Annotated in this window: 24 protein-coding genes; 22 read left to right on the top strand and 2 right to left on the bottom strand. The window is 45.4% G+C overall.

Annotation, left to right across the window (positions count from 1 at the left end; translation table 11 throughout):
- Positions 1-18: 18 nt before the first annotated feature.
- From ACXAER_RS04085 to der, 19 genes are all read left to right on the top strand, one after another.
- Complete coding sequence (locus ACXAER_RS04085; RefSeq protein ID WP_474826790.1) at positions 19-930, top strand: alpha/beta fold hydrolase; 912 nt, start codon at positions 19-21, stop codon at positions 928-930.
- 247 nt (positions 931-1,177) lie between these two features.
- The gene (gene iscR / locus ACXAER_RS04080; protein WP_179984062.1) at positions 1,178-1,663 is read left to right on the top strand and encodes a Fe-S cluster assembly transcriptional regulator IscR; all 486 of its coding nucleotides are present in this window, start codon (positions 1,178-1,180) and stop codon (positions 1,661-1,663) included.
- 18 nt (positions 1,664-1,681) lie between these two features.
- Complete coding sequence (locus ACXAER_RS04075; RefSeq protein ID WP_474826787.1) at positions 1,682-2,848, top strand: IscS subfamily cysteine desulfurase; 1,167 nt, start codon at positions 1,682-1,684, stop codon at positions 2,846-2,848.
- A gap of 417 nt (positions 2,849-3,265) precedes the next feature.
- Positions 3,266-4,702 carry a Fe-S cluster assembly protein SufB gene (gene sufB / locus ACXAER_RS04070; protein WP_014950176.1) on the top strand — a complete coding sequence of 479 codons (1,437 nt, stop codon included), beginning with the start codon at positions 3,266-3,268 and terminating at the stop codon, positions 4,700-4,702.
- Positions 4,703-4,705: 3 nt separating this feature from the next.
- Positions 4,706-5,467 carry a Fe-S cluster assembly ATPase SufC gene (gene sufC / locus ACXAER_RS04065; protein ID WP_334059640.1) on the top strand — a complete coding sequence of 254 codons (762 nt, stop codon included), beginning with the start codon at positions 4,706-4,708 and terminating at the stop codon, positions 5,465-5,467.
- Positions 5,464-6,720 (top strand): Fe-S cluster assembly protein SufD, encoded by a 1,257-nt coding sequence (gene sufD / locus ACXAER_RS04060; RefSeq protein WP_474826783.1) that lies wholly within the window; start codon positions 5,464-5,466, stop codon positions 6,718-6,720. The genes sufC and sufD overlap by 4 nt, the downstream gene beginning before the upstream one ends.
- A complete protein-coding gene (locus tag ACXAER_RS04055; protein ID WP_474826780.1) occupies positions 6,717-7,934 on the top strand; it encodes an aminotransferase class V-fold PLP-dependent enzyme in 1,218 nt (405 codons plus the stop codon). The genes sufD and ACXAER_RS04055 overlap by 4 nt, the downstream gene beginning before the upstream one ends.
- Before the next feature lie 9 nt (positions 7,935-7,943).
- Positions 7,944-8,300, top strand: coding sequence for a HesB/IscA family protein (locus tag ACXAER_RS04050; RefSeq protein WP_025255915.1), 357 nt, complete (start codon positions 7,944-7,946; stop codon positions 8,298-8,300).
- A 51-nt stretch (positions 8,301-8,351) separates the two neighbouring features.
- Positions 8,352-8,885, top strand: a complete 534-nt coding sequence (gene sufT / locus ACXAER_RS04045; protein WP_474826778.1) for a putative Fe-S cluster assembly protein SufT — start codon at positions 8,352-8,354, stop codon at positions 8,883-8,885.
- A 54-nt stretch (positions 8,886-8,939) separates the two neighbouring features.
- Positions 8,940-9,350: a SufE family protein gene (locus tag ACXAER_RS04040; protein ID WP_014999055.1), complete on the top strand. Its 411-nt coding sequence runs from the start codon at positions 8,940-8,942 to the stop codon at positions 9,348-9,350.
- Positions 9,351-9,633: 283 nt separating this feature from the next.
- On the top strand, positions 9,634-10,065 hold the full coding sequence (gene ndk / locus ACXAER_RS04035; RefSeq protein ID WP_012519000.1) for a nucleoside-diphosphate kinase: 432 nt from the start codon (positions 9,634-9,636) through the stop codon (positions 10,063-10,065).
- A 307-nt stretch (positions 10,066-10,372) separates the two neighbouring features.
- Positions 10,373-11,491, top strand: a complete 1,119-nt coding sequence (rlmN, locus tag ACXAER_RS04030; protein ID WP_474826775.1) for a dual-specificity RNA methyltransferase RlmN — start codon at positions 10,373-10,375, stop codon at positions 11,489-11,491.
- Positions 11,492-11,515: 24 nt separating this feature from the next.
- On the top strand, positions 11,516-12,706 hold the full coding sequence (gene pilW / locus ACXAER_RS04025; RefSeq protein WP_474826773.1) for a type IV pilus biogenesis/stability protein PilW: 1,191 nt from the start codon (positions 11,516-11,518) through the stop codon (positions 12,704-12,706).
- Between the two features lie 6 nt (positions 12,707-12,712).
- Positions 12,713-13,795, top strand: a complete 1,083-nt coding sequence (locus ACXAER_RS04020; protein ID WP_474826771.1) for a RodZ domain-containing protein — start codon at positions 12,713-12,715, stop codon at positions 13,793-13,795.
- Between the two features lie 8 nt (positions 13,796-13,803).
- Positions 13,804-14,922, top strand: coding sequence for a flavodoxin-dependent (E)-4-hydroxy-3-methylbut-2-enyl-diphosphate synthase (ispG, locus tag ACXAER_RS04015; RefSeq protein ID WP_474826769.1), 1,119 nt, complete (start codon positions 13,804-13,806; stop codon positions 14,920-14,922).
- Between the two features lie 82 nt (positions 14,923-15,004).
- The gene (gene hisS / locus ACXAER_RS04010; RefSeq protein ID WP_474826767.1) at positions 15,005-16,288 is read left to right on the top strand and encodes a histidine--tRNA ligase; all 1,284 of its coding nucleotides are present in this window, start codon (positions 15,005-15,007) and stop codon (positions 16,286-16,288) included.
- Positions 16,289-16,300: 12 nt separating this feature from the next.
- On the top strand, positions 16,301-16,921 hold the full coding sequence (locus ACXAER_RS04005) for a YfgM family protein (protein WP_461851744.1): 621 nt from the start codon (positions 16,301-16,303) through the stop codon (positions 16,919-16,921).
- A 44-nt stretch (positions 16,922-16,965) separates the two neighbouring features.
- Positions 16,966-18,225, top strand: coding sequence for an outer membrane protein assembly factor BamB (gene bamB, locus ACXAER_RS04000; RefSeq protein ID WP_474826764.1), 1,260 nt, complete (start codon positions 16,966-16,968; stop codon positions 18,223-18,225).
- 355 nt (positions 18,226-18,580) lie between these two features.
- A complete protein-coding gene (der, locus tag ACXAER_RS03995; protein ID WP_474826762.1) occupies positions 18,581-20,026 on the top strand; it encodes a ribosome biogenesis GTPase Der in 1,446 nt (481 codons plus the stop codon).
- Positions 20,027-20,481: 455 nt separating this feature from the next.
- Here the strand turns inward: der and ACXAER_RS03990 are convergent, their stop codons facing one another.
- Positions 20,482-21,645, bottom strand: coding sequence for a hypothetical protein (locus ACXAER_RS03990; RefSeq protein WP_474826760.1), 1,164 nt, complete (start codon positions 21,643-21,645; stop codon positions 20,482-20,484).
- Between the two features lie 15 nt (positions 21,646-21,660).
- Positions 21,661-23,013 (bottom strand): exodeoxyribonuclease VII large subunit, encoded by a 1,353-nt coding sequence (gene xseA, locus ACXAER_RS03985; RefSeq protein WP_474826758.1) that lies wholly within the window; start codon positions 23,011-23,013, stop codon positions 21,661-21,663.
- Between the two features lie 100 nt (positions 23,014-23,113).
- Between xseA and guaB the strand changes: the two genes are divergently transcribed.
- The 3 genes from guaB to ACXAER_RS03970 all read left to right on the top strand — a co-directional run bounded on the left by guaB (position 23,114) and on the right by ACXAER_RS03970 (position 26,920).
- On the top strand, positions 23,114-24,583 hold the full coding sequence (guaB, locus tag ACXAER_RS03980; protein ID WP_014950158.1) for an IMP dehydrogenase: 1,470 nt from the start codon (positions 23,114-23,116) through the stop codon (positions 24,581-24,583).
- Between the two features lie 70 nt (positions 24,584-24,653).
- Positions 24,654-26,231, top strand: a complete 1,578-nt coding sequence (gene guaA / locus ACXAER_RS03975) for a glutamine-hydrolyzing GMP synthase (protein ID WP_474826754.1) — start codon at positions 24,654-24,656, stop codon at positions 26,229-26,231.
- A gap of 146 nt (positions 26,232-26,377) precedes the next feature.
- Positions 26,378-26,920, top strand: a complete 543-nt coding sequence (locus ACXAER_RS03970) for a hypothetical protein (protein WP_474826752.1) — start codon at positions 26,378-26,380, stop codon at positions 26,918-26,920.
- Positions 26,921-26,932: the final 12 nt, after the last annotated feature.

Below are 26,932 nucleotides of genomic sequence, written 5' to 3'. Positions count from 1 at the left end.
AAATCAAGAGAGCTTTAAATGAGTTTAGCCCAGCATCATGAGCAATACGTAATGCTTAAAAGCGGTGATAGGTTTTGCTATGCCGAACATGGTGTCGGAAATACCGATACCATTGTACTTATTGCGGGTTTAGGTCTTCAGTTAGTTTATTGGCCAAACGCGCTTATTGAGCGTTTAGTTGCTAGTGGATTTCGCGTTATTTGCTTTGACAATCGTGATGCGGGACGGTCAGTACGCAGCGACACACCGCATCCTTCACTTCTTCAGCAACTAATAGGCAAGGCTCCTAGCGGTGCTTACGGACTGGAGCGCATGGCTGAAGATACTGCCCAGCTTTTGGAGGCGCTAAATATTGAAAGCGCACATGTTGCTGGAATGTCTATGGGAGGGATGATTGCTCAAACACTGGCGAGCCTTTACCCCGAAAAAGTGCAATCTATGACGTCTATTTTCTCTACCACTGGGAGCCGAAAAGTTGGTCAGCCGTCGTATTCAACGCTATGGCGTTTAGCAAGAGCAAAAGCACCAGTAAGCGAAAATTACGCGGTTAGAAATTATGAAGCTATGATGACCCATATAGGCGATGCGGCGGCAGAAGATGCAATAAATCAATGGCACCAGTATGCGAAATTAGCATGGCAGCGCAATGGTGGTAAGAGTGATGCAAAAGCCCTGTTTCGGCAAATTGGTGCAATCATTAAATCAGGTGACCGAACCCCAATGCTTAGAAACGTCAAAGCACCGACGTTAGTGATACACGGCGATGTTGATCACATGGTGCACCCCAGTGGCGGTGTTGCAACAGCCAGAGCGATATCAGGTGCTAAACATCAAGTACTGCGCGGATTGCGCCATCAAATAGATACCATTCAATCACATCGGATAGCAGATAGTATCCTTGCTCATATACACTTGCATGCAAACAAGTAGCGCTGCTGGTCGATGTGATTTTTCACCTGAAGAATAAACGATCCCTTAGCATTTATGACAAGAGATACCACGCAAATTTAGCGCCTATTAGCGCTTATTTTGATGGGGCTGAAACGAAACAAAACCCTTGATGTACAAAAGCGATTACACGCATCAATAATACCTGACTAGTTTACTAGGTCTTATACTTGACCATTTTAGTCGGGTATGTGAAAATTCCCGCACTACAAAACGGCGGGAGAATCCAATGAAACTCACTTCTAAAGGGCGCTATGCGGTTACCGCAATGCTTGATGTCGCTTTGCATTCAAAGCGTGGTCCAGTGCCTCTTGCCGACATTTCAGAACGACAAGAAATTTCTTTATCTTACCTTGAACAGCTGTTTTCTCGATTGCGTAAAGAGCAGTTGGTAGACAGCGTCCGCGGGCCTGGCGGCGGCTATTTGTTAGGCCGCGAAGCGAGTGATATTGCAATAGGGGAAGTCATTCGCGCCGTCGACGAGTCTATTGATGCGACACGCTGCCAAGGACAAGCAGACTGCCAAGGCGGTGATCGCTGCCTCACGCATAGCTTATGGCAAGACTTAAGTGACCGAATTGCTGCATTTTTAAATTCAATCACCCTAGGCGAATTAATGGCAAAGCGCGATGTGCAAGAGGTGGCTGGTCGTCAGGACGGTAACGCATCACTTCGTCATATCACCAAAGATATCGAAGTCAGCATCCAACTTTAAATTGGTATTGAGCAACACATGGCTTTATCAACACCCATTTACTTAGATTACGCAGCAACAACACCAGTAGACCCAAATGTGGCCGAAGCAATGGCAAAATGCCTAACGATGGATGGCAACTTTGGTAACCCGGCTTCTCGTAGCTACCGCTTCGGCTGGATGGCAGAAGAAGCGGTTGATGTTGCAAGAAACCAAATTAGCGACGCGCTGAATTGCGACCCCAGAGAGATTGTTTTTACCTCGGGCGCAACTGAGTCAAACAACCTTGCTATTAAGGGTATTGCCCAAGGTTATGCCGACAAAGGCAAGCATATTATTACAGTAAACACCGAGCACAAAGCGGTATTGGATACCTGTGAATACTTAGAAAAGCAGGGCTTTGATGTTACCTATCTTGAAGTACAGTCAAACGGGTTAATTGATTTAAACGCGCTCGAAAGTGCGCTACGCGACGACACTATCTTAGTATCGGTCATGCACGTGAACAACGAGTTAGGCGTTATCCAAGACATCCAAACCATTGGACAACTTTGTCGCGACAAGGGCGTGTTTTTTCACGTAGATGGCGCGCAGAGTGTTGGCAAGATAGCGATTGATTTGGCAGAGCTTCCGGTAGATTTACTGTCTATATCCGCCCATAAGATTTATGGTCCGAAAGGAATGGGGGCCTTATATGTGCGTCGTCGCCCTAAAATCAATTTGGTGGCACAGATTCATGGCGGTGGACACGAGCGCGGCATGCGTTCAGGTACCTTAGCCACCCATCAAATTGTGGGAATGGGTGAAGCCATTGCAATGGCGTCGTCAAAAATGGAAGAGGACAGTGCGCGCATATTAAAGCTGCGTGAATCGCTGTGGCAGGGCCTTCAACAACTTGATGATATCTATTTAAACGGGCATGCCACTCAGCGTATTCCAGGCATTCTAAATGTGAGCTTCGCGGGTGTAGATGGCGAAAGCTTGATGATGGGGCTAAACGACATTGCTGTATCTTCAGGCTCGGCGTGTACGTCAGCGAGTTTAGAACCCTCATATGTGCTAAAAGCCATTGGCCGCAGTAATGAGTTGGCCCATGCAGGGATCAGATTCAGCGTTGGGCGTTTTACGACCCAAGAAGACATTGATTACGTAGTAAACAAAGTGGTTGATGTAACCACGCGGCTGCGAAAAGCGGTTGTGGCTTAAACGCTGTATTTAGCGTTTGGAAATGGGGTCTAGTTTAAGCGTAAGTATTAATTTTTCTAGGAAGCTGAATAAGCTTTTCGTAAAAGCTTCCTGTGAGTGTAGTGAGTGTGGACGAAAATTAATGAATAGTTAACGCGAAATAAGCGTTAAGTAACGTTTAAAACCCCTTAGTAGCCATAAATTAGTGGCTGAATATTTGAGTGAAATAGTCGGGTATTATATACTACGGCACCAAAAATTTTAGGCTGTCCGCATGTAACTGGCAGTTTCAACAATTTTGTGGGGGATAAACCTAACTAAATAAAGTTGTTGAAGTTGAAGATTTACATAAATTACCAAGACCGTGGGGTAATTTATTCGCCGGTTGAGTAGAAAGAATAGTGGCAGCAAATGCAGGCAAACAAGTGAGATCCCAACATGAGTGAACAGATCGAACAGGCGTTAGAAAGAAAGTATGATGCAGGTTTCTATTCAGAAATCGAATCAGAAACGTTTGAAAGCGGCCTGGACGAGTCGGTTATCCGCCGCATATCAGCAATGAAAAACGAGCCTGAATGGATGCTTGAATGGCGTTTGAAGTCTTATCATGCATGGCTAGAAATGGAAGAGCCAGATTGGGCGCATGTCGACTATCCAAAAATCGATTATCAGGCCATTTCTTATTACTCGGCACCAAAGAGTATGAAAGACAAGCCTAAGTCGCTAGATGAAGTGGATCCTGAGCTACTTCGTACCTATGAAAAATTGGGTATTCCACTGCATGAGCAGGAGATGCTGGCAGGCGTTGCTGTAGACGCAGTATTCGATTCTGTATCGGTTGTTACGACGTTCCGCGATAAGCTTGAAGAAGCGGGCGTGATCTTTTGCCCAATTTCTGAAGCAGTTCAGAAATACCCAGACCTTGTAAAGAAATACATCGGATCGGTAGTTCCGCGCACAGACAACTATTTCGCCGCGCTAAACAGCGCCGTATTTACTGATGGTTCATTTGTTTATATTCCAAAAGGCACACGTTGCCCAATGGAGCTTTCTACTTATTTCCGAATAAACGAAATGAACACGGGTCAGTTCGAGCGTACCTTGATTGTTGCTGATGAAGGCAGCTACGTAAGCTACCTTGAAGGTTGTACTGCTCCGCAACGCGATGAGAACCAGCTGCACGCGGCAGTGGTAGAGCTTGTTGCGATGGACGATGCCCAAATTAAGTACTCAACGGTACAAAACTGGTATCCAGGCGACGAGAACGGTAAAGGCGGTATCTACAACTTCGTGACTAAACGTGGTGTAGCACATACCAATGCAAAAATATCTTGGACACAGGTTGAAACGGGCTCTGCGGTTACGTGGAAGTACCCAAGCTGTGTACTTAAAGGCGACAACAGTGTAGGTGAATTCTACTCAGTAGCGCTAACTCGCGGTCGTCAGCAGGCTGATACCGGTACTAAGATGATTCACGTGGGTAAAAATACTAAGTCGACCATCATCTCTAAAGGTATTTCAGCGGGTAACAGCAATAACGCCTATCGTGGTTTAGTCCAAATGGGCCCGCGTGCAGACGGTGCACGTAACTTCACCGAGTGTGACTCGTTACTTATCGGTGACAAGTGTGGCGCGCATACGTTCCCGTATATCGAAAGCCGTAATCCTTCCGCTATTGTTGAGCACGAAGCAACAACATCGAAGGTGAGCGACGAACAATTATTTTTGTGTCAGCAACGTGGCTTAGACACAGAGAAAGCCGTTTCTATGATTGTTAACGGTTTCTGTAAAGAAGTATTCAAAGAGCTGCCAATGGAATTTGCCGTAGAAGCCGGCAAGCTGCTCGAAATTAGTCTTGAAGGTTCAGTGGGGTAATCAATGCTTAGTATCAAGAATTTACATGCCAGCGTGGAAGAGAAAAACATCATTAAAGGTCTTAACCTTGAAGTTAAACCTGGTGAAGTACACGCTATCATGGGCCCCAACGGAGCCGGTAAAAGTACACTAGGTTACGTGCTATCTGGCCGTGACGGTTATGAAGTTAGCGAAGGCGAAGCGTCGCTAAACGGCAAAGACTTGCTTGAACTTGAAGTGGAAGAGCGTGCTCGTGAAGGTCTTTTCCTTGCGTTCCAATACCCAGTTGAAATTCCTGGTGTAAGCAATATGGAATTCATGAAAGAGTCGGTAAACGCTATGCGCGAAGAGCGTGGCGAAGAGCCTCTGTCGGCTGCTGAGTTCCTTAAAAAAGCTAAAGAAGCCTGTAAGCAAGTTCAACTTCCACTAGACTTCCTAAAGCGTGGTGTGAACGAAGGTTTCTCTGGTGGTGAGAAGAAGCGTAACGAAATCATGCAAATGATTTTGCTAGAGCCAAAGCTTTGCATTCTAGATGAATCAGATTCAGGTCTTGACGTTGATGCATTGCAGGTTGTTGCAGATGGCGTTAACAGCCAACGCGACGGTGAGCGTAGCTTCATCGTTGTTACTCACTATCAGCGTCTTCTTGACTACATTAAGCCTGACTTTGTGCACATTCTTGCTGACGGCAAAATCGTGAAAAGCGGTGACGCTTCACTTGCACTAGAAGTAGAGAAGAGCGGTTATGCATTTTTAGGTAAGGCGTACGAGGAGGCTGAGGCATGAGTCAATGGCTAGAACAGGTCATTGATAGCGCACAGCGCGACGATTATTTATCGCCCGTGCGTCAACAGGCCTTAACACAGTTAAAAGCTGACGGCTGGCCAGCGCGTAGAAGCGAGAGCTGGCGTTTTACGCCGCTCACGCCTGTAGAAAAGCGTGAAGCGAAACAAGCTGTTCAAGCAGACAGCCTGCCAGTTCCAGCAATAGAAAACCTGAATGCTATCGACTTGATTTTTGTTGATGGTGTATTGGTAACGCAAGTAAACACCTTGGACGTGCCTGCTGGCATGACAATCACGTCGCTCAATACTGATGATTCGGCTACGCAGCAAGCGATCAGCAGCGTTTACGGTCAAGTTAAGCCAACCCGTCATATGTTTGGTTTGGTGAATGACGCGCTTTGCCAGCACGGTATATTTATTAGTGTTGACGCAGGCGTGAAAATCGACACGCCGGTACGTATCGTGAACATGGCTTCACAAAATGTCGATGCTCACACGCGTGTAGTAGTGAAGGTGGCAGAAGGTGCAAGCGCCACTGTTATCGAGCAAGGTTTTGGCGATACGGAAAGTTTAACCACAGCGTTTGCTGAATATGATTTGGCGGATGATGCTCACCTAGAGCACTATCGTTTTGCCATGTTTACTGGCAAAGCAAAGCAGCTAGGCGGTAGCCACTTTAAACTGCATAACCGCACTACGCTTAACAGCACTATGGTGGGCTATGGCAGTGAGCTATCTCGTTTAGACGTAGATATTCACCACGCAGGTGAGTTCGCTGACGCGAAAATGAACGCTATTTATCTTCTAGCAGAAGGTGAGCTATTCGACCTTCACTCAACCATTGAGCACGCGATGCCTAATGGTACAACAGAAGAAAACGCGCGCGGGATAGTAGGCGATAAAGCACGTGCCGTGTTCAATGGTCGCATTCATATTCATCGTGACGCGCAAAAAACACTTGCTGAGCTTAACAACCGCAATCTATTGCTATCTCGCCGAGGCGTCATTAACACCAAGCCTGAACTAGAGATTTATGCTGACGACGTGAAATGTGCCCATGGTGCGACTGTGGCAGAGATTGAAGAAGAAGCGCTGTATTACATGCTTACTCGTGGTATTTCGCGTAGTAAAGCACTAGTTATGCTGAACTTCGGTTTTATCCAAGAGCTTATCAACGATGTGCCAAACGTAGCAGTACGTGAGTGGCTTGCGCCTATCTTGAGCGAGCGTTTTGCCCAGATGGAGGTGAAATGAGTTTAGACGTTGCAGCACTTCGTGCCCAGTTTCCTATTTTATCGAAAACGGTAGACGGCAAACCGCTAGTATACCTCGATAACGCGGCAACAACACAAAAACCACAGGCGGTGATTGACGCCTTGGTAGATTTTTACACGGGTACGAACGCAAACGTGCACCGCGGAGCGCATCATTTATCCGATGAAGCCACGCGCCGCTACGAAAATGCACGTACCAGCGTTGCTACGTTTATTAACGCTAACGTTCGCGAAGAAGTCATTTGGACTGCCGGTACCACCGAAGCTATTAATATTGTCGCTAATGGTTTAAGTCAGCTACTTACTGAAGGCGATGAAGTGATGGTGACCGAGCTGGAGCACCACGCTAACTTAGTGACTTGGCAGCAAGCTTGCCGCCGCTCGGGGGCAACGTTAAACGTTGTGCCTATTTTCGATAGCGGTGAGCTTGATGTTGAAGCGTTCGACAGATTGCTGTCTGAAAACACTAAGCTGGTGGCTTTTCCTCATGTATCGAATGCGTTAGGAACGGTTAATCCAATTAAGACACTTACCCAAAAAGCGAAAGCAGTTGGCGCATGGGTGCTAGTCGATGGTGCTCAGGGCATTGCTCACGGGGGCGTTGACGTACAAGATATTGGTTGTGACTTTTACGTATTTTCAGGACACAAGCTATTCGGTCCAACGGGTATCGGCTGCTTGTGGGGCAAAAAAGAAGTGCTTGAAACCTGGCCAGTATGGCAGGTAGGCGGCGAGATGATCAAAGATGTGACTTACCATGAAGCCACATGGGGTGCATTACCAAACCGCTTAGAAGCAGGCACGCCAAACATTGCAGGTGCCATTGGTATGGGCGCTGCGGTAGATTGGTTTAGTGCCCTTGATGTAAAAGCATTACACGAGCACGAGCAGAAGCTGCTTGCCTACGCTACCGAGCAAGCCGAAGCGCTTGACGGCATGCGTATCATCGGTACTGCACCTAATAAAGTAGGGGTGCTGAGCTTCTTACTTGATGGCGCTCACCCTGCGGACGTAGGCTTTATTCTGGATAGACAAGGCGTGGCAATTCGTACAGGTGATAACTGTGCACAACCGCTAATGAAACGCTTTGGTATTCCGGGTACTGCCCGTGCGTCGTTCTCAATTTATAATACGCTTGAAGAAGTAGACAGCTTGTTCGCTGCGCTTAAGAAAGCAAAAATGATGTTGGCCTAAGGAGGCATTATGAGTGTTGAAACTTTCGTACCTAGTACAAAGCTCATTACGCTAACTGACAGTGCCGTTAAGCATTTCGAAAGTAAGCTTAAAGACAAGCCTGGTCAGTTAATTCGTTTATCAACAAAAGTAAGCGGCTGCACCGGTTATGCATACGTGCTTGACTTCGCTGATGGCGCACAAGCAGGGGATGAAATTGTAGAGATTTCTCCTATTGTAAATGTGGCTGTCGCAGCCGATGCAACAGACCTTTTGCGTAATACAGAAATTGATTACGTGACTGAAGGTGTGAATGGCATCATCAAGTACAACAACCCTAACGTGGTTGATGAATGTGGGTGTGGCGAGAGCTTCAACGTAGGCTAACGCTTGCGTTCATAGCCCACAACGAGTATTACCAAGAGTACAAAGTCGTTTATGAAGCAAAAAATGGTGACCACCGAGCGTGAATGTAAAGCACGTTTGGTTCCTGCAGGCAATCCCACCGTTATACCCGAAGGTGAGTTTGTTAATATCACGCAAGAGCTAGGTGGTAACTACACCGTGACTTGGCGTGGTAATATGTATCGAATTGATGGTACAGATGCTGGTGCTATTGGCCGTAAAGCCATGACGCTAAGCTTTGACGCGCCCGAAGATGGGAACATCAGTGAGCAGCAAGTGTGGGATGCTTTAGAAACTATCTATGACCCTGAAATCCCCATCAACCTTGTATCGCTAGGCCTTATCTATAAGGTAAATATTGATCAAGCATCAGGTGCCGTAAATATCGATATGACGCTTACAGCACCGGGCTGTGGTATGGGGCCAGTTTTAGTCGGTGATGTGGAGTATCGCGTAGCTATGGTGCCTCATGTTAAAACCGTGAAGGTGGAGTTGGTTTTCGACCCAGCTTGGTCACGAGATATGATGAGCGAAGAAGCACAGCTTGAAGCGGGTTTGTTCTTTTAAGCGGTTAATATACCGCCTACCTATAATTCTTTTTACACAATTACGGAAATAGCAATGCAACTACCTAGCAGTGACGAAATTATTGATGATTTAGCGTTCTTCGACGATTGGGAACAGCGTTATCAGTACATCATTGACTTAGGAAAATCTATTCCGGGTTTACCAGAAGATGCTAAGACGCCTGAGCGATTAGTAAAAGGATGTCAAAGTAGCGTGTGGTTGGTAGAGTCTTACGACGGTAATAAAATCAACTTTGATGTGGACAGTGACGCCGTTATTGTTCAAGGGTTACTAGCGTTAGTACTTGCCGCCTACAACGACAAAACGCCAAAGGATATTTTGGCGTTTGATATCGACGGCTATTTTGAAGCGTTAGATCTTGAGCGTCATATTACTCCGACCCGAGGCAATGGCTTACGCGCTATCGTGGGTAAAATTCAAGAGCTTGCAAAAGCTAACGCCTAAAACCTAAAACCTTATTGCTGGGTCAGTTATCCAACTTCACGTTAACCACCGGTAGCAGCTATCGCCAGTGCAGATATTATTGCTTTAAAATATCTGCCTTCGCACAATAATGTATACACTGTCATCATATTGTCATAGCTAGTGGGTTAACCTGACACTACATTACAAGTAAAAACAATACGTTACGCCTGATTTAAAAAGGCGCTGGTCAAGCCGTTATTAATTGCCTATAATTCGCGGCCAAAATTTAAAGATACATACACAATTTGTTTGGAGAGAGAACATGGCTCTTGAGCGTACTTTTTCGATTATCAAGCCTGATGCGGTAGCTAAAAACGTAATCGGTGCAATTTACAACCGTTTCGAATCTGCAGGTCTTCGCATTGTGGCATCTAAGATGATCCACATGAGCAAAGAGCAAGCAGAAGGCTTCTATGCAGAACACAAAGAGCGTCCTTTCTTCGGCGCACTTGTAGACTTCATGACGTCTGGTCCAGTTATGGTTCAAGTACTAGAAGGCGAAAACGCTGTTCTAGCTAACCGTGAAATCATGGGCGCAACTAACCCAGCTGATGCAGCTGCAGGTACACTACGTTCAGACTACGCTGCGTCAATCGACGAAAACGCAGTTCACGGTTCTGACGCACCTGAGTCAGCAGCACGTGAAATTGCTTACTTCTTCTCTGAAGAAGAAATCTGCCCACGTACTCGCTAAGATTACGTATGTAGAAAGAACGGGGCCCTTATGGCCCCGTTTTTGTTTCTGAGCACGTTTTATGCTGCTTTGCTCGGCGCTCATTTAGGCAAGCTAAACCACGCTTCTCGCGCACTGCCAAACTTAACTTTTCTCTGCGTTAAATCGACTTTTTCTCGTATCTCATCTGTGGTAAAATCCGCGCAAATTTTAATCAGCGCAATTCTTTTTCTTAAATGTTGCTCAAGACATAATCGAATCGCTGGTTTATACACCATATTCAGCAGTTAGAGGGGCATCCCTCGAAGGTAAAAGGGTCATCTTATTCATGGCAAAAACTAACTTATTAAACTTAAATCGCGAAGGCTTGCGCAATTTCTTTAAAGAAATGGGCGAGAAGCCATTTCGTGCCGACCAGGTAATGAAATGGATTTACCAGCACGGTGTTAGCGATTTCGAGGAAATGAGTAACCTCAACAAAAACCTTCGCGCGATGCTGATTGAAAATTGTGAGATTAAAGCACCTGAAATAGCTTACTTCCAAGAAGCGAGCGACGGTACTATCAAGTTCGCTCTTACCCTTGAAGGCGGTCAGGAAGTAGAATCAGTTTGGATCCCTGAAACTGACCGAGCAACGCTTTGCGTGTCATCACAGGTAGGTTGTGCCTTAGAGTGTACTTTCTGTTCAACCGCGCAACAGGGGTTTAACCGTAACCTAAGTGTGAGTGAAATTATTGGTCAGGTATGGCGCGTAGCTACTTTCCTTGGTCTTTCTAAAGACTCAAGCAAACGCCCAATCACCAATGTAGTAATGATGGGCATGGGTGAGCCTCTGCTTAATCTTAAAAACGTAGTGCCGGCCATGGATATCATGCTAGATGATTTTGGTTTCGGTCTATCTAAGCGCCGCGTTACGCTGAGTACATCTGGTGTTGTACCTGCACTTGATATGCTGGGCGATCAGATTGATGTGGCACTTGCTATTTCGCTACACGCGCCCACCGACGAACTGCGTAATGAAATTGTACCGGTTAATAAGAAATACAATATCGAAGCATTCTTAGCTGGGGTACGCCGCTACCTAGCTAAATCTAAAGCTAACCAAGGACGCGTAACCGTTGAGTATGTAATGCTATCGAATATTAATGACAGCACTGAACAAGCGCACCAGTTGGCAAAGGTATTGAAAGACACACCTAGTAAAATAAACTTAATACCATTTAACCCTTACCCAGGTTCGCCTTATACATGTTCAAGCAATTCGCGTATTGATAGATTCGCAAAAGTGCTTATGGAATATGGGTTTACAACCGTTGTGCGTAAAACACGAGGTGATGATATCGACGCAGCATGCGGTCAATTAGTGGGTGATGTGGTAGACAGAACGAAAAGATTGTTAAAAAAACAGGTGAAGGGAGAAGCAATTTCAGTAAAAATAGCCCAATAATCATTAAGATATTAGGGTAAGACAATGATAGAGGGATTGCGTATTTCAATTAGGGTTAGTTTATTAACCGCGGTAGTGTTAGTTACTGGGTGTGTCAGTAACAGTCAGTCTGGGCAGTATGGTGGCAACTTTGATCATGAAGATGCCGCCAAGACACGTATGTCTCTTGGCCTCACCTATCTTCAAAACAATAACTACACGCAGGCTAAACAGAACCTCGACAAAGCATTAGCGTTAAACCCGCGGTCGGCCGATGTTCAGTTTGCGGTAGCTTATTACTATCAATTAGTAGGTGACATTCGCAGAGCCGAAGAGTATTACGAAACTGCCATCGACCTAGCCCCAAACAATGGTGACATTGCCAATAGCTATGGTGCGTTCAAGTGTCAAAATGGTGAATACGAAAAAGCAAAAGAGCATTTCTTCGATGCTATTAATAATCGCCTTTACTCGAATGCGGCGCAGACTTACGAAAACCTTGCATTGTGTGCGCAAAGCCAAGGTAAAATTGAAGAAGCTATAAAATATTTTCAAGACGCATTAAAGCATCAACCTGCCCGTGGCAAGAGCTTATTCCTACTTAGCGAGCTGTACGCGACTTCTGGCGAGTGGGCACAAGCTGAGTCAACTCTTCGAAAATATGAGCGTGTTGCTAAAGTTACGCCAGATTCTCTATGGTTGGCCTATGAAATAGCTAAAGGCCAAGGGGATATTGCAAAGGCAACGGGATATGGCGAAATGATGGTTTCGCTATTTCCTGAGAGTGCATTAACGAAACGCTATGTTGCTCAGCAAGAAAATACACAACGTAAGGTCGTTAAAACAGTTAAAGCTTCTTCTATGGGCGATATGAGCAGTAACCAAAAACCGGTCGAGCAACGCAGCCAAACAGCAACTCAACAGCAAATGAATTCTATGGCAAACGAGCCTAGCACTGCTGATAAAAACGATACGCAAACTCAAGGCGATACTACTGGAGGCGAGAAGCCACTTATTGAGTCTGTCACCGCTGAGGATAAAAAACAGAGTACTGAATTATCTTTAAACGGTGACAAATTCCATGTAGTAAAAGAGGGAGAAAACTTATATCGTATTTCTACATCGTACAATATCAGAATGTCGATACTGCAGAAGTGGAATAACCTAAGCGATACTGGCGCTATTATTGCTGGTCAGAAACTTTGGTTAGTACCACCAAGTATGCAGGAGGAATAAGGTTTAATGGTGTCAGAAGAAAACGCGAATCAAGAAGTTACTTCGCAACAACAAGAAAACACGCCAAGTCCAGGGGCAATGCTTAAAGCGCGCCGTGAAACGCTAGGTTTGTCTCAACAAGATATTGCCGATAAATTATTTTTAAAGGTTAAGCAAATCAATGAGTTAGAAAGTGATGTGATAGATGCTAACTCATCGGTTACTTTTACAAAAGGATATGTGAGAAATTATGCCAAACAATTGGGTATGAATTCCCATGAGGTTATTGAGGCATTTGAACGCTTTCACAATCAAACATCCGTGCCTTCATCTGAAAAGCTACAAAGTTTTTCAAAACGTGTCGCAAAACAGACACACGATGACCGTTGGATGATGGTGACTTATGCAATCTTACTTCTCATCATCGCTGGCGTTGTCGTTTGGTGGTATCAACAGCCAAGTGACGATGCAGTTTCTGAACTACCTTTAAATGAGGCTGTAAAGAGAGAGGCAGCAAACACATCAATTTCTTCAGAAAATGACACAGAAAACGGAAATTTAGACGGTGCGAACTCTTTCCAAAGCGAATCGTCCGACAAACCTCTTACGGGGGGCGCAGAGCAGGGCTCACCTAAAATAAATAATGCCTCAAATACAGGCTTCGATGACGCTGCATTAGCAGCTGCAAACAGTGATGTCAGTGACCAGAATAATGGTTTTACCCAAGGCGGTGACCTGGACGATGGGGCTATTTCTGCTCCTGACAGTGCAGTTGATGACAGTAACAACCTAACTGCTTTGTTAAATGGGTCAGGAAGCGATAATGATTCGTTAGCCGAAACAGGGCTAAACACTCCAGCTAACGCGGCGCCGATATCAATGATTTTCACCTTTGAAGATGACTGCTGGGTTAATATTAAAGACGGGGCTGGTGAAGCCATTGCTTACGGGGTAAAGCAAAAAGGACGTGTAATGGAAATTCAAGGTACACCTCCTGTTGAAGTTACGCTCGGCGCACCGGATAATGTGCGCATATCAGTTAATGGCGACGCTGTTGATATTTCTCCATATCAAAATGGCAGAACAGCTCGCTTTGTACTTCCTTTATAGGTAATTAGATGTTTGCAGAAAGCCCTATTAAGCGCAGAAAGTCTACGCGCATAAATGTAGGTAACGTTCCCATTGGTGATGGTGCGCCCATTGCTGTCCAGTCAATGACAAATACCCGCACTACAGATGTTGCGGCGACTGTTGACCAAATAAACCGTATTGTTGCAGTGGGTGGCGAAATTGTTCGTGTATCTGTTCCCACCATGGAAGCAGCTGAAGCGTTTAAAGAAATTAAAAAGCAGGTGAATGTCCCACTTGTGGCCGATATACACTTTGACTACCGCATTGCACTGAAGGTTGCTGAATACGGCGTTGATTGCCTGCGTATTAATCCTGGCAATATCGGTAATATGGAGCGTGTGCGCTCTGTGGTCGATTGCGCAAAAGATAAAAACATTCCTATCCGAATTGGTGTCAATGGCGGTTCTTTAGAAAAAGATCTACAAGAGAAGTACGGTGAGCCCACGCCAGAGGCGCTGGTTGAATCTGCAATGCGTCATGTAGACATCCTCGATAAGCTTAATTTCGACCAGTTTAAAGTAAGTGTTAAAGCATCTGACGTTTTTCTTGCTGTTGGTGCATACCGCTTGCTCGCAAAAGAAATCGACCAGCCGCTTCACCTTGGTATTACTGAAGCTGGTGGCCAACGTGCTGGAGCGGTTAAAAGTGCAGTGGGTCTTGGTATGCTTCTGGCTGAAGGTATAGGCGATACGCTTCGTGTTTCACTAGCGGCCGATCCAGTAGAAGAGATAAAAGTAGGCTTTGATATTTTGAAGTCACTGCGAATTCGTTCGCGAGGTATTAATTTTATAGCGTGCCCGAGCTGTTCTAGACAAGAGTTCGATGTTATCGGCACTGTAAATGCACTAGAGCAACGATTAGAAGATATTCTTACCCCAATGGACGTGTCTATCATTGGTTGCGTTGTTAATGGTCCAGGCGAAGCAGAAGTGTCTGATCTGGGACTTACAGGTGCGCGCAATATGAGTGGTCTCTACGAAGACGGAAAGCGCGTAAAAGAGCGCCTTCCAAACGATGATTTGGTCGATAAGCTAGAAGCTAAAATTCGCGCCAAGGCATCGCGTATGAGTGAACAAAATAAAATTCAGGTATCAGTCAAAGACTAAGGCATTTTTTGTTCATTGTTGTTTACTCCCAAAGCCCCTATAATGCGGGGCTTTTCACTATTTAGCAGTATGAGAATTTCACGTGGCTAAGACTATTCAGGCAATTCGAGGCATGAATGACTGCCTACCGGAGATTTCCGGTACATGGCAGAAGGTAGAATCTGTACTTCGTCAAACGGTGGCGAGTTACGGTTACCAAGAAATACGCACACCCATCGTTGAAAGCACCGACTTATTCAAACGTTCTATCGGAGAAGTGACCGATATCGTTGAGAAAGAAATGTATACCTTCGAAGATAGAAATGGCGACAGTTTAACGCTGCGTCCTGAAGGGACGGCCAGTTGTGTGCGTGCAGGCAATGAACACGGTTTATTGTACAACCAGCAGCAGCGCTTGTGGTACATGGGGCCCATGTTCAGACACGAACGCCCGCAAAAAGGTCGCTATCGTCAGTTCCATCAGTTTGGTGTAGAAACCTATGGCATGGATGGGCCTGACATCGATTTAGAAGTTATTCTTCTTAGCGCACGTTTTTGGAAAGCGTTCGGTATCGAACAGCATGTTAAGCTGCAAATAAATACCTTAGGTTCAAACGAGGCGCGTGCGGCCTATCGCGATACGCTGGTTGAATTTTTAAAAGAGCGTGCAGACCAACTAGACGAAGATTCATTGCGTCGACTTGAAACAAATCCTCTTCGCGTACTTGATTCTAAGAACCCTGATGTTCAAGCTGCTATTGCCGATGCGCCAGCGCTAATCGATCACCTCGATGAAGAATCTAAAGCACACTTTGATACGCTGTGTTCACGCTTAACCCAAGCAGGCATCGAGTTCGAAATAAATCCTCGTTTAGTACGCGGGTTAGATTATTACAATCGTACTGTGTTTGAATGGGTTACCGATAGCCTAGGTGCACAAGGTACAGTATGTGCTGGCGGTCGTTACGATGGTTTAGTAGAGCAGCTAGGCGGTAAAGCGACACCTGCGGTAGGCTTTGCTATGGGCATTGAGCGTTTGGTACTGTTGCTGACAACACTAACCGAAGAAGGTCAGGATACGAGCTTTGCCGACGTATATGTAACCGCAATGGGTGATGAAGCGCAGTCGTATGCTATTGAAGTGTCGGAACATCTTCGAAATACGCTTCCCAATACTCGCATTATGATGCATTGTGGCGGCGGAAACTTTAAGAAACAATTGAAACGTGCAGATAAAACGGGCGCACGTTTGGCGCTGCTTTTAGGTAATGATGAAATGCAGTCTCGCGAAGTGGGTGTTAAACCAATGCGCGACGGTCAAGAACAAGTTACGGTCAGCTTTGATGCCTTATCTGATAAGGTTGCAGAGATGCTGAGCGCAAAATAAATAGAGGACATCATGGAACAGTTCGCAACAGAAGAACAACAAGTAGAAGCGATTAAGCGTTTTTGGAAAGAGCACGGTACAGCTATTATCGTTGGCGCTGCGCTAGGTTTAGGCGGCCTATGGGGCTGGAGAGCGTATTCTGAAGCGCAAATTGAAAATAAAGAAGCTGCATCGGTTGCCTATCAAAATGCGGTAGAAACATTTGGCACCGAAGGAAGTGACGCGAAAGTTAAGGCCTTCATCGAAGAAAATAAAGATAGCGGATATGCGAGCATTGCCAGCCTTCTTGCGGCTAAGCAGGCGGTAGAAGCAGGCGATTTAGACGCTGCTGCTTCGCACCTAAATAGCGTTGTTACCTTTGCTGAAAACGATGAAATGAAGGTGCTTGCGTCGCTTCGTTTATCTCGGGTGCAAATTGAAATGAACCAGCTTGATGCGGCGTTGTCTACGCTTAGCAATGTTACTAACGACGCATTTGCAGCAGAGGTTTCTGAACTAAAAGGCGATGTGTATCAAAAACAAGGCAAGTTTGACGATGCTCGTTTAGCTTATTCAAATGCGTTAGAAAAAAATGCCAACAATCCGCTTTTACAGATGAAGTTAGATAACCTGTCGGTTTCTGCTGCACAGTAAGCGATGCCCATTGGGCTGGTGTAAATAATAAAGAGGTACGCAATTTGTTTCACAACACGTGTGGCCGTAAAGGTCGATTTGCTCGCACGATAGGTATGGCACTGGCAGCGTCTATCACAATGTCTGGCTGCTCTACGATTTCAGACTGGTTTGCAGATGAAGAAGAACTGGAAATTCGTCGTTTAAAGCCGATTGAAGCTAAGTTTACTCCTGAATTAGTGTGGGACCGTGATATTGGTGATGGTGTAGACCATTACTTCTCACGTCTGCGCCCTGTATATGCTTATGACAAGCTTTTTGCTGCTGATCGTCATGGCACTGTTGTCGCGATGGAGCCTGATACAGGAAAGGTGTTGTGGGAAAAAGACTTCGCACAGTTTCGTTCTGAAGGCATGATGAGTTCAATCACCAAGCTATGGCAAAGTGGTGAAACAGCCCGTATTGGCGGTATTTCTGTTGCAGATAGACATGTATTCATCGGTACTGAAAATGGCTATGTAGCGGCAATGGACGCAGAAACAGGTGAGCTTGTGTGGGAAGCGACGGTACCTGGAGAAATTCTTGCAGCCCCAGCTGCTGATGAAGGGATCCTTGTGGTCAACACAGGCGCTGGAAGTTTGTTTGGCTTTAATACTCGTACCGGCGAGCAAATGTGGAGACACGAAGGCGATACGCCCCCGTTAACGCTTCGCGGTATTTCTGGCCCCATTGCTTCAAACGGCGGCGCTATCGTGGGTACCCCGACCGGTAAAATTCAAGTAAACCTTATTGAAACTGGTGTGCTCGCGTGGGAAACAGTCATTGGAACGCCTTCTGGCGCGACAGAACTTGAACGTATTGTCGATATTGATACTACCCCAGTTCTTTACGGCGGGACTATTTACACCGTTTCTTATAACGGCACATTGGCCGCTGTAGAGCTTCGTTCAGGTCGCGTTATTTGGAAGCGTGAATATGCATCATTCCGCAACCTGAATATCGATGGCAACCGTATTTTTGTTGTAGACAACAACTCTAACGTTTATGCCCTTGATAGACGAAATGGCGTAGAGCTATGGTCTCAAGGGCTGCTTAAACAGCGTTCGTTAACTGCAGCGACCCCAGTGGGCGAGCATATTGTAGTAGGTGATAATTGGGGCTTCTTACACTGGATAGAACAAGAATCTGGTGAAGTGGTGGCTCGACTAGATGTGGGCGGCGACGACGAAGACGACGCTATTTTCGCAGCGCCGCTGAATGTTGACGGTAATATTATTGCTGTAACAAGAAATGGCGAAGTAGTTTCAGTACGCGCGCCAAACTAGCTCTTCATAATTTAATACATCCTTTTAAGGGCGTTTAAGGTGTGACCTAAAACGCCCTTTTTATTTATTATTTTATTCATAGTTTGCCGTAGTTTGGCATGAATATCTTTACCTTGATTTAGAGCCACTATACCTGCGGTAACACGCCGTGATTTCGAACATTTTAATTCTCGCTGAGTGGGCAATTATCTATGCGGATTGGTATTAGGTAGTGAACAAGGTATAATGCGCCCATTCTTAAAAGCCTCATCACGAATTCTTAATCGTTAGAGCATAAACTTCCCAAACGTTGCTTGATTACATGGTGGATGTGGCTTGTGCTTTTTTAGCTTTCATGACCCTTAGGATCTGATAAATGTTACCCGTTGTTGCTTTGGTTGGCCGCCCTAATGTTGGCAAATCAACCTTGTTTAATCGCCTTACTAATACCCGTGATGCACTTGTTGCAGACTACCCTGGGTTGACTCGCGACCGTAAATACGGCCAAGCGAAGTTTGAAAAGCGCCAGTTCATTGTTGTTGATACCGGCGGTATTACAGGTGATGAAGAAGGTATTGATGCTGAAATGGCACAGCAGTCTTTACTCGCTATTGAAGAGGCTGATGTGGTGCTGTTTTTAGTCGATGCAAGAGCAGGTATGTTACCGGCTGACCACGGCATTGCTGATCACCTAAGACGTATAAACAAAAAAGTGTTTGTTGTAGCGAACAAAGTTGACGGTATCGACGGCGATAGTGAAAGCGCAGAATTTTACTCTTTAGGTTTAGGCGAGATAAAGCAAATTGCAGCGGCCCATGGCCGTGGCGTTAGCCAGTTACTACAGGACGCTCTGAAGCCACTGGAAGCAGATTTTCCAGACATGGAAATCGTCGACGAAGAGCCAGAGGAAGAAGAAGATGCCGAAGCTCAGCGTCAGCGTTTACAAGAGTTGCCTATTAAGCTAGCTATTGTAGGAAAGCCAAACGTAGGTAAATCAACACTAACAAACCGCATCTTAGGTGAAGAGCGGGTTGTTGTTTATGATATGCCGGGTACAACTCGCGATAGCGTTTATATTCCTATGGAAAGGGACGAGCGTGAATACATTCTTATAGATACTGCAGGTGTAAGAAAGCGCAGAAAGATCAGTGAAGCCGTAGAGAAGTTCTCTATTGTAAAAACCCTTCAAGCAATTGAAGAAGCAAACGTCGTACTCTTAGTTATCGATGCCAGAGAAGGTATTACTGATCAAGATTTAAGCTTACTCGGTTTTGTTTTAAATTCAGGGCGCTCGCTAGTTGTGGCTGTAAATAAGTGGGATGGGCTGAGCACTGATGTGAAAGACGACATAAAGCGTGAAATGGATCGTCGCTTGGGCTTTGTCGACTTTGCCCGTATTCATTTTATTTCGGCGCTTCATGGCTCGGGTGTGGGGAACCTGTTCGAATCAGTGCAAGAAGCTTATATGAGTGCGACCAAACGTATTAACACAGCGTTGCTTACTCAAATTATGGAAATGGCACAGGACGATCATCAGCCACCGCTTGTTCGCGGTCGTCGGGTGAAAATGAAGTATGCTCACGCAGGTGGCTATAACCCGCCCGTTATTGTCATTCACGGCAATCAGGTTGACGATCTTCCGAGTTCGTACAAACGCTTCTTGATGAACTATTTCAGAAGAGCGCTAGAGATTATGGGCACGCCTATCAAGATTGAATTCAGAGAGGGTAGTAACCCGTTTGAGGGTAAAAAAGCTAATCTGACCTTGGCGCAGCAGCGCAAACGTCGCCGTATGATGTCTTACTACAAAGACAAAAAGTAAACCTCACAAGCACCTCTAAAAATTTAGGCGCTATTTCTCGTTCAATTGAAATAGCGTCTTGAATCTCTCTTCCTCTCCCTTTAGCTAAGACACAATTACAATTTAGTTGTAGACTCTACGCTATTCATAACTTTTCATTGCTCACCACTTTTTGCAATAGCGTCTCGCCCCTTTAAAAATAAAGCATTGCTTTGAGGGCAAGTGTTGGAACCTTTTTTGCAAACAAATTTACCTCAACCTAAGGAAAATGCACTGTAGCAACTGAAAGTGGACGTCATTTTGTCAGTACAAAAATTATTTAATAACTCCCCAGCACTTCAAAAAAATCAAATGTACAACTGGTTTGACAGATACAAACCTCAGGAACAGAGAAAGATTTATATTCTCAGCAGTGATATAGAAAAAAGACCAAAGCTGAATTTATCGTTTACTAAACGTAACAGAGTGAAAAAAGCCTAGCGCTGACCTCCCAAAAGCAGGGTGCGAACCTTTTTCATCATTTCAGACTCTTGCGGTACTTCAACCTTAATGATTAGCTGATTGACGATAGTGTCTGAGAAATCAGGAGGGAAGGTGGTAGACACTTTAACTATCTTGTCTTGTTGTCTGAATACATAGGTAGTTGCGAAGATTGTTGGTGATGTTTCTGAATTTGCACTTAAACCCAGCCTCCAGCCAGAAAGCTTATCGTTTACTGTATAAGGAGATGCTGGACTGATTGAAGATAAAATTAACTGCTGTGACTCTGCTGTAACCGATGCTTTCTTTAAGTCGCTTTCTAATTCCTGTGGCAATAGCTCGCTTTCCTCTGAAGAAAGCTGCGCCAAAAATGGGTAGACGGTCACGTCGACCAAAGCGTCTTCGAAGTTTGGGTGTATATAACGAGTAATTGCACCGCTAAATGGGTCTGAAAAAAGCTGGGTGTCTAGTTTAGTAAAGTCACCGACGGTTTCCGGAACTTGCATCGCCGAGCTATAATTACTTGCTTCAAGGGCATCAAACAAGAACTCGCTGGTAAATATTTGTTTATGCTTTACGTGTTCAAGCCAGCGAGATACCAGCAAACGTGCATTATTCTCAGTATCTTGTTTCCCATTTAAATTGGTATCACTGTTTTCTACTGTGATTTCAAACGCCGAAGAATCAATTTCAATGCCCCGCCACTGTAGCGTAAATTCCGCGAATTGTTTCGCATTTTGTTTGTGCACACCCAGCGCAGCACCCACATTAGCGATAAGCAGTTCGTAGTCATTTCCCTCTGTATAGGGTAAAAGATTGTCAAACTTCCCGGATTCAATGAGTTCTTTGATGAAATTCTCTGGAGAAATAGCATCTTCTTGGCATAAAGTGCTGTCGCTTACGAAATTAGGTCTGAGGCTATTTGTTTCTCGCTGTTCATTGCAGGTTTCAAGTAAATCTTCGCTTGGGTAGGTAGAGAAAACAGCAACGCCTTGGTTTACTGAAGCTGCCCAAGCGTGATTAGAAAAATAGACTGCTATAAATAAGCAAAGAGGCAGCGTAGATACTGGCTTATCAACGCCCTGAAATAGTTTGCAAAACAACACACGAGCCCGCAGCTGAAAAGCGTAAAATGAAAAGATTTTTGCACTAACGGGCATAATATAAAAAGCCGCCTATTGCCGCTGAATGTTCGTCACTGTACTGGTTATTTCACCGTCAGTCACTCGTGTTTTTATTTCATCACCTATTTCAACTTTTTCCACGCTATTTACTGCTGCTTTTTCGGTAAGCGTAATGCTGTAACCACGGGAAAGTGTCGAAAGAGGGCTTACGGATTGTAAGAGGCCTACTTTACTGCCAAGTTCACTTTTCTTGCCTTTTATAAGTGTATTCATACCTGAGATAAGCTTGGTATTCGCGTAGTTAAGTTTATCTTTTGCACGCGCTACGTTTGCCGATGGTGATTGATGGCTTAGTTTAGACGCCAGCGTGTGTAGTTGCTTCTCTGCTTTTGCTAAATCATTTTGCATTTTATGCGTCAAGCGAAGCTGAAGCCGGTCTAACGTTTGCCACTGCGCTTGAATACGGCTTTGTGGATGCAACGCATTTAGCCGTTGTTTCTTTAAAACAAGCTGTTGTTTACTCGTTTGAAGGTACTGATGTATTGCTCGTGTTAAGCGTTGTTTTTGCTGACTTAGCGTTTGGTAAAGAGCGGCAGAATCCTGACTTAAGATTTCGGCAGCAGCAGATGGGGTAGGGGCGCGAACATCGGCGACGAAGTCACTAATGGTGAAGTCTACCTCATGGCCTACGGCGCTAACTATGGGAAGGGCACTTGCAGCGACTTCTCTTGCTAGGCTTTCGTCATTAAAACCCCACAAGTCTTCTAATGAACCACCGCCTCTTGTGAGTAATATTACATCGACTTCTGCGCGTCTGTTAGCCGTTCTCAAGGCATTAATTAATTGCTGAGGAGCGGTCTCACCCTGTACCATCGATGGATATACAATGACTTCAGTTTGCGGGCTTCGTCGCTCTAATACACTCAATACATCGTGAAGCGCAGCGCCACTTGATGAGGTTATTACGCCAATGCGGTTAATACGCTCTGGTAACGGGCGCTTATTAGCAGTATCGAACAAGCCTTCATTGTTGAGCTTGAACTTTAAGGCTTCGAACGCTTGCTTAAGCGCACCTTCACCATCGCTTTCCATATGTTCAACGACGAGTTGATAGTCACCGCGCGCTTCGTAAAGCCCTACTGATGCGCGGACTAAAATTTTGTCGCCTTCTTTAGGGCGAATACGAACGTTGCGGTTTGAACCCTTGAACATGGCCGCGCGCACTTGCGCTTTGTTATCTTTCAGCGTGAAATACCAATGTCCAGAAGCCGCTGCCACAAAATTGGATATTTCAGCCGATAGCCAGATAAGGCCAATTTCGCCTTCTAATACGGTTCTGGCTAAGCGATTTAGCTTGGTAACTGTTAAAATTTGTCGAGACGTAGATGGCGAATTTGTAAACATAAAAAAAATCACTGGGTTTAATACATTTAGAGTTTACCTGAAAACTAAAAAACACTACAATTGCGCCGCAATTAACCCTCAACTGAATAGGTGTTGTTGCATGCTACGTATCATCCAAGAAGCCCTGACGTTCGACGATGTGTTGCTGGTTCCCGGCCACTCGACCGTCCTCCCTCACACAGCAAACTTACAAACGCGTCTTACGCGTGGCGTAACGTTAAATATTCCAATGGTGTCTGCTGCCATGGACACGGTTTCTGAAGCCCGTCTAGCTATTGCGCTAGCCCAAGAGGGTGGTATTGGTTTCATTCATAAAAACATGAAGCCCGAAGAGCAAGCCAAACACGTACGTGAAGTTAAGAAATACGAAAGTGGTGTGGTATCTGACCCGGTAACGGTTGAAGAGAATGCGACCATTGGTGAAGTTATCGCGCTTTCTAAGCGTCTTGGTTACTCCGGCTTCCCGGTGACTGACAAAGATAATAACCTAATTGGTATTGTGACAGGCCGCGATCTTCGCTTTGAAAAGCGTTTGAATTTGCCTATTAGAAACGTAATGACCGGTAAGGATGATCTGGTTACCGTTAAAGAAGGTGCAAGCTCTGATGTGGTGTTAGACCTTATGCACGAGCACCGCATTGAGAAAATTCTTGTCGTTGACGACGCGTTTAAGCTTACAGGCCTTATCACCGTTAAAGACTTCCAGAAAGCAGAAAACAAGCCTAACGCATGTAAAGACTCGCTTGGTCGCCTTCGTGTTGGTGCTGCGGTAAGCGTTGGCCCTGGCACTGACGAACGTATTGCACTACTTGTAGATGCAGGCGTTGACGTTCTACTTATCGATACCTCTCACGGTCACTCACAAGGCGTTATTGATCGCGTGAAAAAGGTACGTGCAGACTATCCTGATGTACAAATTATTGCGGGTAACGTAGCCACGGGCGATGGCGCGAAAGCACTTGCCGATGCCGGCGTAGATGCTGTTAAAGTGGGTATTGGCCCTGGTTCAATTTGTACTACCCGTATCGTAACCGGTTGCGGTGTGCCTCAAATTACTGCGGTATCAGATGCAGTAGAAGCACTAAAAGATACAGATATCCCAGTTATTGCTGACGGCGGTATTCGTTTTTCTGGTGACATTGCTAAGGCATTAGCTGCTGGCGCAAGCTGCGTGATGGTTGGCAGCATGCTAGCGGGTACCGAAGAAGCGCCAGGGGAAGTTGAACTTTTCCAAGGTCGTTACTACAAGTCTTATCGCGGCATGGGCTCACTAGGCGCTATGGATCAAAGCCACGGTTCATCAGACCGTTACTTCCAAGATTCTGATAACGCAGAAAAACTCGTACCGGAAGGTATTGAAGGTCGCGTAGCGTACAAAGGTCCAATTGCTAATATTATCCATCAGCAAATGGGCGGCTTGCGCTCAGCCATGGGCTTAACGGGCTGCGCCACCATTGAAGAGCTCAATACCAAGGCTCAATTTGTGCGCGTAACTTCAGCCGGAATGGGCGAGAGTCACGTGCATGATGTAAGCATTACCAAAGAAGCGCCAAACTACCGTTTAGGTTAAGGCGACCGACGACTGCGAGGCTGGTACTACACCAGCCTTTGTTCTTTTATTTAACGGGTAAAAATAAAACATGACCACAAATATCCACGACCAACGCATACTTATTTTGGATTTTGGCTCGCAATACACGCAGTTGATAGCACGTCGTGTTCGCGAAATTGGCGTTTACTGTGAGCTTTGGGCTTGGGATGTAACTGAAGAGCAAATCCGCGAGTTTAATCCACAAGGGATTATTCTGTCAGGTGGCCCAGAGTCAGTAACCGAAGAAGGCTCACCACGTGCGCCAGAGTACGTATTTGAAGCCGGCGTGCCAGTGCTAGGCGTGTGCTATGGCATGCAAACCATGGCACAACAGCTAGGTGGTGGCGTACTGGGTTCTGACAAGCGTGAATTTGGTTATGCACAAGTAGAAGTGATTAAGCCAAGCCCGCTGCTAGATAAAATTGAAGATGCTATAGGTGATAACGGTGCTGCGCTGCTTGACGTATGGATGAGCCACGGCGATAAAGTGGCTGCTATTCCTGAAGGTTTTGAAACCATCGCGCAAACTGCTTCATGCCCACATGCTGCAATGTATAACGCAGAGAAGCAATTCTATGGCGTTCAGTTTCACCCTGAAGTGACTCACACTCGCCAAGGAATGCGTTTATTAACTCACTTTGTGATGGACATCTGTAAGTGTGAAAAACTGTGGACAGCTGGCGCCATTATTGACGATGCCATTGAGCGTATAAAAGAGAAAGTGGGTGATGAAGAAGTCATCCTTGGCCTTTCAGGCGGCGTAGATTCTTCAGTAACAGCAATGCTGCTTCACCGCGCGATAGGTGACAAACTTACTTGTGTGTTTGTGGACAATGGCCTGCTTCGTTTAAATGAAGCTGATCAGGTTATGGAAATGTTTGGTGACCATTTTGGCCTAAACATTATCCGTGTCGATGCTGAAGGCCGTTTCCTTGACCGCTTGAAAGGCATTGAAGACCCTGAGCTTAAGCGTAAAGCTATCGGTAATGAATTTGTTCGTGTATTTGATGAAGAGGCGAGCAAGCTCGAGAACGCTAAATGGCTAGCTCAGGGGACTATCTACCCAGACGTGATTGAGTCAGCCGGTTCAGCAACCGGTAAGGCGCACGTAATTAAGTCGCACCATAACGTTGGCGGCCTTCCGGAAGATATGGAGCTAGGTCTTGTTGAGCCACTGCGTGAACTCTTTAAAGACGAAGTACGCAAAATCGGCCTAGAGCTAGGTTTACCGTACGACATGCTTTACCGTCATCCATTCCCTGGTCCGGGCTTAGGTGTTCGTGTACTGGGTGAAATTAAGAAAGAATATTGCGACTTACTGCGTCGTGCTGACGCTATCTTTATTGAAGAGCTATATGCAGCTGACCTATACCAAAAAGTAAGCCAAGCGTTTACCGTATTCCTTCCAGTGCGCTCAGTAGGCGTAATGGGTGATGCGCGCAAATACGACTGGGTAGTAAGCCTTCGTGCAGTTGAGACTATCGACTTTATGACGGCTCACTGGGCACATTTGCCATACGACTTCCTAGGTAAAGTGTCGAATCGCATTATCAATGAAATTGACGGCATTAGCCGCGTAGTATACGACATTTCTGGTAAGCCACCTGCTACAATTGAGTGGGAATAAATCACCAAGCATATAAGCTTTTAATTTATTAATTGTAGCTGTCAAACCTTGAAAGCCTTGTGATACAAGGCTTTGTACTTTTTACAAAACTGCATATTAACAAATTATGCTGGCTATTGCGCATCAAAAGGTACCAAAGGCAGTGCATGGCTAAATCTCGTAAATCCAATCCTATTGGTATAATTGAACGCCACGATATCCCAGATGGCGAAGCAATAGTTCTCAGAACCAAGCAAATCAAAGACGTGTGGCTGTTTTGTATTCATATACGTGGCGAAGGCTCTTATTATCGTGAAAGCTTGCGCACTAATAAGCTACAAAGTTTCATTGCTCGTGCAAAGAGCAAATGGGCTGATATAACGTCCATGGTTAATTCTGGTAAAAAAGTGTGCTCTATTATAGTTGTCGACATTGTTGAGCTTTGCTTAGAGCATATGCAACGACATCTTGAATTTGGGTTACTTAGTAAAGGCAGGCACTACCTTATAAGTCGTCACTTAAAGCATTTAAATCTGTTGCTGTGTGCTGGTAATCGCTTAAATAGTGTGGACAGACGCAGTTTGCAGGACTATACGTTCATACGTTGCAGTGAAAAAGCTGGTATCAAAAACGCTACCATTACTAACAAACAAACGACTATCAACGCTTGCTTCCGCTATTGTCATGACGAAGGCGGAGGCACATTCTAAAATAGAAGTTAA

The sequence above is a fragment of the Alteromonas sp. AWJ4_199 genome (genome assembly GCF_056159165.1).
The sequence above is the reverse complement of the archived record's forward strand: the minus strand, read 5'-3'. Positions and strand labels throughout refer to the sequence as shown.